This is a genomic window from Streptomyces lushanensis (assembly GCF_001700515.1).
Taxonomy (GTDB): Bacteria; Actinomycetota; Actinomycetes; order Streptomycetales; family Streptomycetaceae; genus Streptomyces; species Streptomyces lushanensis.
Map to the genome: position 1 here is coordinate 24,123 of NZ_MAUD01000072.1, position 6,825 is coordinate 30,947.

Consider the following 6,825-nt stretch of genomic DNA (forward strand, 5'->3'; position numbering starts at 1 on the left):
CGTGCCTGTGACAGAGCGCTCGCCGGGGCACCTGTCACGCCTGTCCCGACCGCGTCGCACCCACCCCGTGCCCGCGGCGGGTCCAGGCGAGCCGCACTGGTTCCCGGCGGATCCCGGGGGCCGGACAGACGGAGGAGCACGCACGTGACCGTGGAGAGCACTGCTGCCGCGCGCAAACCGCGACGCAGCAGCGGCACCAAGCGCGCCAGCGCGAAGAGGACGCCGCAGCCGCAGAGTTCCGAGCCCCCGCTCGTACAGCTGCTCAGCCCCGAGGGCGAGCGCGTCGAGCACCCCGACTATCAGATCGACCTGACGGCCGAAGAGCTGCGCGGGCTGTACCGGGACATGGTCCTGACCCGCCGTTTCGACGCCGAGGCCACGGCGCTCCAGCGCCAGGGCGAGCTGGGACTGTGGGCGTCGCTGCTCGGCCAGGAGGCCGCGCAGATCGGTTCGGGCCGCGCGCTGCGCGACGACGACTATGTCTTCCCGACCTACCGTGAGCACGGCGTCGCCTGGTGCCGTGGCGTCGATCCCACCAATCTGCTGGGGATGTTCCGCGGTGTGAACCACGGAGGCTGGGACCCCAACAGCAACAATTTCCATCTCTACACGATCGTGATCGGCTCGCAGACGCTGCACGCCACGGGCTACGCCATGGGCGTCGCCAAGGACGGCGCGGACTCCGCCGTGATCGCGTACTTCGGGGACGGCGCCTCCAGCCAGGGCGATGTCGCCGAGTCGTTCACCTTCTCCGCGGTCTACAACGCGCCGGTCGTCTTCTTCTGCCAGAACAACCAGTGGGCGATCTCGGAGCCGACCGAGAAGCAGACCCGGGTGCCGCTCTACCAGCGCGCGCAGGGCTACGGCTTCCCGGGCGTCCGGGTCGACGGCAATGACGTGCTGGCCTGCCTGGCCGTGACCCGTTCCGCGCTGGAGCGGGCGCGCCGGGGCGAGGGACCCACGCTGGTCGAGGCGTTCACGTACCGCATGGGCGCGCACACCACCTCCGACGATCCGACCAAGTACCGCGCGGACGAGGAGCGCGAGGCCTGGGAGGCCAAGGACCCGATCCTGCGGCTGCGCCGGTACCTGGAGCGCGAGGGCCTGGCGGACGAGGCGTTCTTCACGGCTCTGGACGAGGAGAGCGAGACGCTCGGGAAGCGGGTGCGGGAGGCCGTGCGAGCGATGCCCGACCCGGACCCGATGGCGATCTTCGACCATGTCTACGCCGACGGGCACACGCTTGTCGACGAGGAGCGTGCGCAGTTCGCGGCCTACCAGGCCTCGTTCGTGGACGCCGATCCGGCCGCGGACGCGGCGATCGCCGCGGCGGGTGCGGCCGGCGGCCCGGGCGCTTCGGGTGGCACGGGTGTTCACGAGGGGGATCGCTGATCATGACCGTACAGAAGCTTCCGATCGCCAAGGCGATCAACGAGTCGCTCCGCAAGGCCCTCGACACCGACCCCAAGGTCCTGATCATGGGCGAGGACGTCGGCAAGCTCGGCGGGGTCTTCCGCGTCACGGACGGGCTCCAGAAGGACTTCGGCGAGGGCCGGGTCATCGACACGCCGCTCGCCGAGTCGGGCATCGTCGGCACGGCCATCGGCCTGGCGCTGCGCGGGTACCGCCCGGTGGTGGAGATCCAGTTCGACGGTTTCGTCTTCCCGGCGTACGACCAGATCGTCACCCAGCTCGCGAAGATGCACGCCCGCGCGCTGGGCAAGATCAAGCTGCCCGTGGTGATCCGTATCCCCTACGGCGGAGGCATCGGCGCGGTCGAGCACCACAGCGAGTCGCCCGAGGCGCTGTTCGCGCATGTGGCCGGTCTGAAGATCGTCTCGCCGTCCACGGCGTCGGACGCGTACTGGATGATGCAGCAGGCCATCCAGACCGATGATCCGGTGATCTTCTTCGAGCCGAAGCGGCGCTACTGGGACAAGAGCGAGGTCAACACCGAGGCCATCCCGGGCCCGCTGCACCGGGCACGGGTGGCGCGGGAGGGAGCGGACCTCACGCTCGTCGCGTACGGCCCGATGGTGAAGGTCTGCCTCGAAGCCGCCGCGGCGGCCGAGGAGGAGGGCAAGTCGCTGGAGATCGTCGATCTCCGCTCGATGTCCCCGATCGACTTCGAGACGATCCAGACGTCGGTGGAGAAGACGCGCCGGCTGGTCGTGGTGCACGAGGCGCCCGTCTTCTACGGCTCGGGAGCGGAGATCGCCGCCCGGATCACGGAGCGGTGCTTCTACCATCTGGAAGCACCGGTGCTCCGGGTCGGCGGCTACCACTCGCCGTATCCGCCGGCCCGGCTGGAGGACGAGTACCTCCCGGGCCTGGACCGGGTGCTCGACGCCGTCGACCGCTCGCTCGCGTACTGAGGAGTGCCGTGACCATGACTGCTGATACCTCCACCGGCCCATCGGCCGCCGGCGCCCCGGACCGCTACCGCGAGTTCAGGATGCCCGATGTGGGCGAGGGCCTGACCGAGGCCGAGATCCTCAAGTGGTACGTACAGCCGGGCGACGCGGTGACCGACGGCCAGGTGGTGTGCGAGGTCGAGACGGCGAAGGCGGCCGTCGAACTGCCCATTCCGTACGACGGCGTGGTGCACGAACTGCGTTTCGAGGAGGGCACGACGGTCGATGTCGGCGTGTCCATCATCACGGTGGACGTGGCGCCGGGGAGCGGTGAGCCTGTTCCGGCGCCGTCCGAGCCGTCGCCGCCCGCGGCTGCCGGGGAACCGGCCGCCGAGGAGCCGACGGGCCGTCAGCCGGTGCTCGTCGGGTACGGAGTGGCGGAGTCGTCCACGAAGCGGCGCCCGCGCAGGGGGGCGTCCGGCACCTTCGGCGCCTCCGTACCCGAGCAGGCGGGCGCCGCTGTCTCCGCTGCCGCCGCCGCCGCGATCCAGGCGGAGCTGAACGGGCGGCGGACTCCGGTCGCGGGCCCGTCCGGCGCCGCGTCCGGTGGCGGACGGCCGCTGGCCAAACCGCCCGTGCGCAAGCTCGCCAAGGATCTCGGAGTGGATCTGACGACGGTCACGCCGTCGGGCCAGGACGGGATCATCACCCGCGAGGACGTGTACGCGGCGGTCGCGCCGCCGGAGCCGGTTCGGGAGCAGGTGCGGCCTGTCCCGGCGACGGCGCCCGCGACGGCACCGGCAACGGCTCCCGCGCCGACGGCCGTACCGGTGGCACAGACCGGCCCGGCCCGGGAGACCCGTATCCCCGTCAAGGGCGTACGGAAGGCCACGGCGGCGGCCATGGTCGGCAGCGCCTTCACCGCGCCGCATGTCACGGAGTTCGTCACCGTCGATGTGACGCGCACGATGAAGCTGGTCGAGGAGCTGAAGTCCGACAAGGACATGGCGGGCCTGCGGGTCAATCCGCTGCTCCTCGTCGCCAAGGCGCTGCTGGTCGCCATCAAGCGTCATCCCGAGGTCAACGCGTCCTGGGACGAGGCCAACCAGGAGATCGTGGTCAAGCACTACGTCAACCTGGGTATCGCGGCTGCCACCCCGCGCGGACTGATCGTGCCGAACATCAAGGACGCGCACGACAAGACCCTGCCCCAGCTGGCCGCCGCGCTCGGTGAACTGGTCTCCACGGCCCGCGAGGGCAGGACGACACCGGTGGCCATGCAGGGCGGCACGGTGACCATCACCAATGTCGGCGTTTTCGGCGTCGACACGGGCACGCCCATTCTCAATCCGGGCGAGTCCGCGATCCTGGCGGTCGGCGCGATCAAGCTCCAGCCCTGGGTCCACAAGGGCAAGGTCAAGCCCCGCCAGGTCACCACCCTGGCGCTCTCCTTCGACCACCGCCTGGTCGACGGCGAACTGGGCTCCAAGGTCCTGGCGGACACCGCGGCGGTCCTGGAACAGCCGAAGCGCCTGATCACCTGGGCCTGACCGACCGGCCCCGGCACTCCGCACCACCACCCGGCCCCGAAACCCGCACCAGGGTTCCGGGGCCGGACACGTTGCGTGCCGGCCCGCGCCCGCGGGACCGGCGGCCGGGCTCGCGTCATTTCCTGCGGATCGCCGCCGCGAGGGCCGGGGAGTGGTAGGCCGTTGAGCGGCCCGAGAGCCAGGAGGCGAGGTCGGGGGGCTGCGGGCGGGCACCGCCCAGGGCGTAGAGGGTGACCAGGAACAGCGCGCCGAGCACCGTGATCGCCAGGGTGACCGTCACGGTGAGATGGAAGCCTCGGCCCAGCCCCGTCGTCAGCGCGGCGTGCAGCAGGACGGGCCCGACCAGGAACGCCGCCTCCGAGCGCAGCAGTTCGACCAGCGCGAAGGTCGGGCCGATCTGCGCCGACGGTACGGAGAAGCCCGCCAGGAAGAGCCCCGGCGTGACGCCCGCGCCCGCGCCGAAGCCCAGGAAGAGCGCGGCCACGGGGACGACCGCCGACGCGTTCGCCGTGGACACGGCCAGCAGCACGGCCGCGCCGATGGCCACGCTGACCGTCCCCGACAGCGCGAGATACGGCGTCCAGCGGGTCGCCACCAGCCGGCGGAACAGGACGGCCGCGACGAACACCCCCGCGATCTGCGGCGTCACGAGCACACCGGTCCGCAGCGGCGAGCAGTGCGCCTCATCGGTCAGATAGCGCTCGGTCAGCTCCAGCAGAGCGGTGAAGCACGCCCCGACGAGCATCGCGTTGACGGTCCCGACGACCGGCAGCGTGTTGCTGATCGGCCGCACCGGCATCAGCGGACTCGCCTTCCTGTACTGGCCCCCCACCAGGAAGAGTCCGCAGATCAGCCCGCAGGCGACCGGGAGATAGAACGCCGGGTCGCCGAACGAACCGCGCGTCAGCCACGAGACGCCGAGGAACGGCAGCGCCGTCGTGCCGAACGCCAGCGGAATGGCCAGCCAGTCGAACCGCGCCCGGCGTGCCGGCGGCTCGTTGCCCTCGAATCCCAGGGCGCCGACGGTCAGTCCGATCGCCGCCAGCGTGGCGAGCCCCGCGAACAGGGGCCGCCAGCCCCCGAGGCTGCCCACCAGCCCGCCCACCAGCGGCCCGAAGGCCACCATTCCGAACAGTCCGAGGCTGACCACGGCCGCCGTCGTCGCCATGCGCCCGATGGGGTGACCCGTCACCAGCGGCGGCAGCGCCGAGACCAGCAGCATCCCCGTGCAGAGCCCTTGAAGAATCACCCCGGTCGTGAACAGTCCGATGCCCGGAGCGCTCAGCGCCAGCAGGGAACTCACCACGAAGCCCGCCTCGCAGATGAGATAGAGATGACGGCGCGCCACCCGCTGGACGAGATCCGCGGCGGCCACCGCGCCGAACGCGTACGCCGCGTTGGACATCCCGCCGGTGAGCTGCAACTCGAACCGTGTCGCGCCGAGGTCCCGCATGAGCCGCGGTTCCATCAGGGTGGTGGCCGTGGTGAGGATCAGATACGGGCTCAGCGCCAGCAGCGAGAGGGCGACGGCGGCGGGATAGCGCCCGGCCAGCGGGACCCGGCCGAACAGCCGCGGTGAGGACGGACCGGACCGCGACGGACCGGACCGCGACGGACCGGACCGCGACGGACCGGACGGCGACCGGCTGAACCGCGACGGACCGGACCGAAACGGGCTGAACCGCGACCGGGTGAACCGCGACGGGCTGAACCGCAAGGACGCCTCCGGGGCCGAGGTCGTGTGAGGGCCGCGAACCCGGTCGGACCTGGGCGACCGACTCCCCGGGCGGCGGCCTCCGGTGCCGACCTGTGTGCCGGGACCTGTGTGCCGACCTCCGTGCCGTCCTCGTCGTACGACGCCGTCCTTCGTGGTGCGACGGCCGAGGTCTGCCGGGCCGCCGCCTCAGCGTACGGTCGGGCGCTCCACGGCCCGGACTGACACGCCCGCGCCGCCCGGCCCGTACCGCCTCAGGTCGCCTCGTGCCTTCCCGTGACGCCTCGTACCGTGCCGGCCGCCGGTCACCCCACGGTCGCGTCCAGCGCCACTCCCGTCAGCACCTCAGACTCGGCCCACAGGCGGGCGTTCGCCGCCGTGTCCAGTGCCCTGCGGGTCGTACGGGCCGTCGTCGTCGGGCCGACCAGTCCGAACCGTCCGCCCGGCCCGTAGTAGCCGCCCGCCACCGCGTCGGCGCCGGTCGCCGCGTACAGCAGCGGTTCCGTGCCCTGCTCCGCCGCCTGCGACGGCAGGAACGTCAGGGACGACAGCAGGGACACCCGGCGCGACGGCTTGTCCCGGCCGAGGCTCGCGCCCGCCGTCTGGAGATTGGTCCGGGTGTAGCCCGGGTGCGCGCCGGTGCTCAGCAGCGGCCAGCCGCGCTCGGCGGCGATCGCGGCGAGCTGCCGCGTCAGCATCAGATCCGCGAGCTTGGACTGCGCGTAGGAGAGATTCGGGCTGTAGCGGCGGCGCTCCCACTGGAGGTCGTCGAAGTGGATCCGGCCGTAGTTGGCCGTACCACTGCTCATGGTGGCCACGCGCGGTGCCGTGGCGGCGAGCAGGAGGGGAAGGAGTCGGACGGTGAGGGCGAACGGACCGAGATAGTTGGTGCCGAACTGAAGTTCGAAGCCGTCGGCCGTGGTCATCCGGGTGGGTGGCGCCATCACTCCCGCGTTGTTGACGAGCAGGTCGAGCGGTACGCCGTCGGCGACGAGCCCGTCCGCGAACTCCCTCACCGACGCCAGGTCCGCCAGGTCGACCCGGCGTACGTCGAGCCGCGCGTGCGGGTGCTCGGCCAGGATCTCGGCGCGGGCCCGCTCGCCCTTGGCGACGGTGCGTACGGCCATGACGACGCGCGCCCCGGCGCCACCGAGACGGCGTGCGGCTTCCTTGCCGGTGCCGCTGTTGGCGCCGGTGACGACGGCGA

Annotated in this window: 5 protein-coding genes; 3 read left to right on the top strand and 2 right to left on the bottom strand. The window is 71.9% G+C overall.

Annotated features, from left to right (window positions below; genetic code table 11):
- Positions 1-144 precede the first annotated feature (144 nt).
- From pdhA to BFF77_RS06440, 3 genes are read left to right on the top strand one after another with little or no spacing between them, the layout of a single operon-like run.
- The gene (gene pdhA, locus BFF77_RS06430; RefSeq protein WP_169922618.1) at positions 145-1,392 is read left to right on the top strand and encodes a pyruvate dehydrogenase (acetyl-transferring) E1 component subunit alpha; all 1,248 of its coding nucleotides are present in this window, start codon (positions 145-147) and stop codon (positions 1,390-1,392) included.
- Positions 1,393-1,394: 2 nt separating this feature from the next.
- The gene (locus tag BFF77_RS06435; protein ID WP_066944717.1) at positions 1,395-2,375 is read left to right on the top strand and encodes an alpha-ketoacid dehydrogenase subunit beta; all 981 of its coding nucleotides are present in this window, start codon (positions 1,395-1,397) and stop codon (positions 2,373-2,375) included.
- A gap of 14 nt (positions 2,376-2,389) precedes the next feature.
- Positions 2,390-3,904 (top strand): dihydrolipoamide acetyltransferase family protein, encoded by a 1,515-nt coding sequence (locus BFF77_RS06440; RefSeq protein ID WP_066944728.1) that lies wholly within the window; start codon positions 2,390-2,392, stop codon positions 3,902-3,904.
- Positions 3,905-4,019: 115 nt separating this feature from the next.
- On the opposite strand, the gene BFF77_RS06445 is transcribed toward BFF77_RS06440, so the two are convergent.
- Positions 4,020-5,621 carry an MFS transporter gene (locus BFF77_RS06445; protein ID WP_245703285.1) on the bottom strand — a complete coding sequence of 534 codons (1,602 nt, stop codon included), beginning with the start codon at positions 5,619-5,621 and terminating at the stop codon, positions 4,020-4,022.
- Positions 5,622-5,923: 302 nt separating this feature from the next.
- A partial coding sequence (locus BFF77_RS06450) for an SDR family oxidoreductase (protein WP_066944719.1) occupies positions 5,924-6,825 on the bottom strand: 902 nt, incomplete at its 5' end.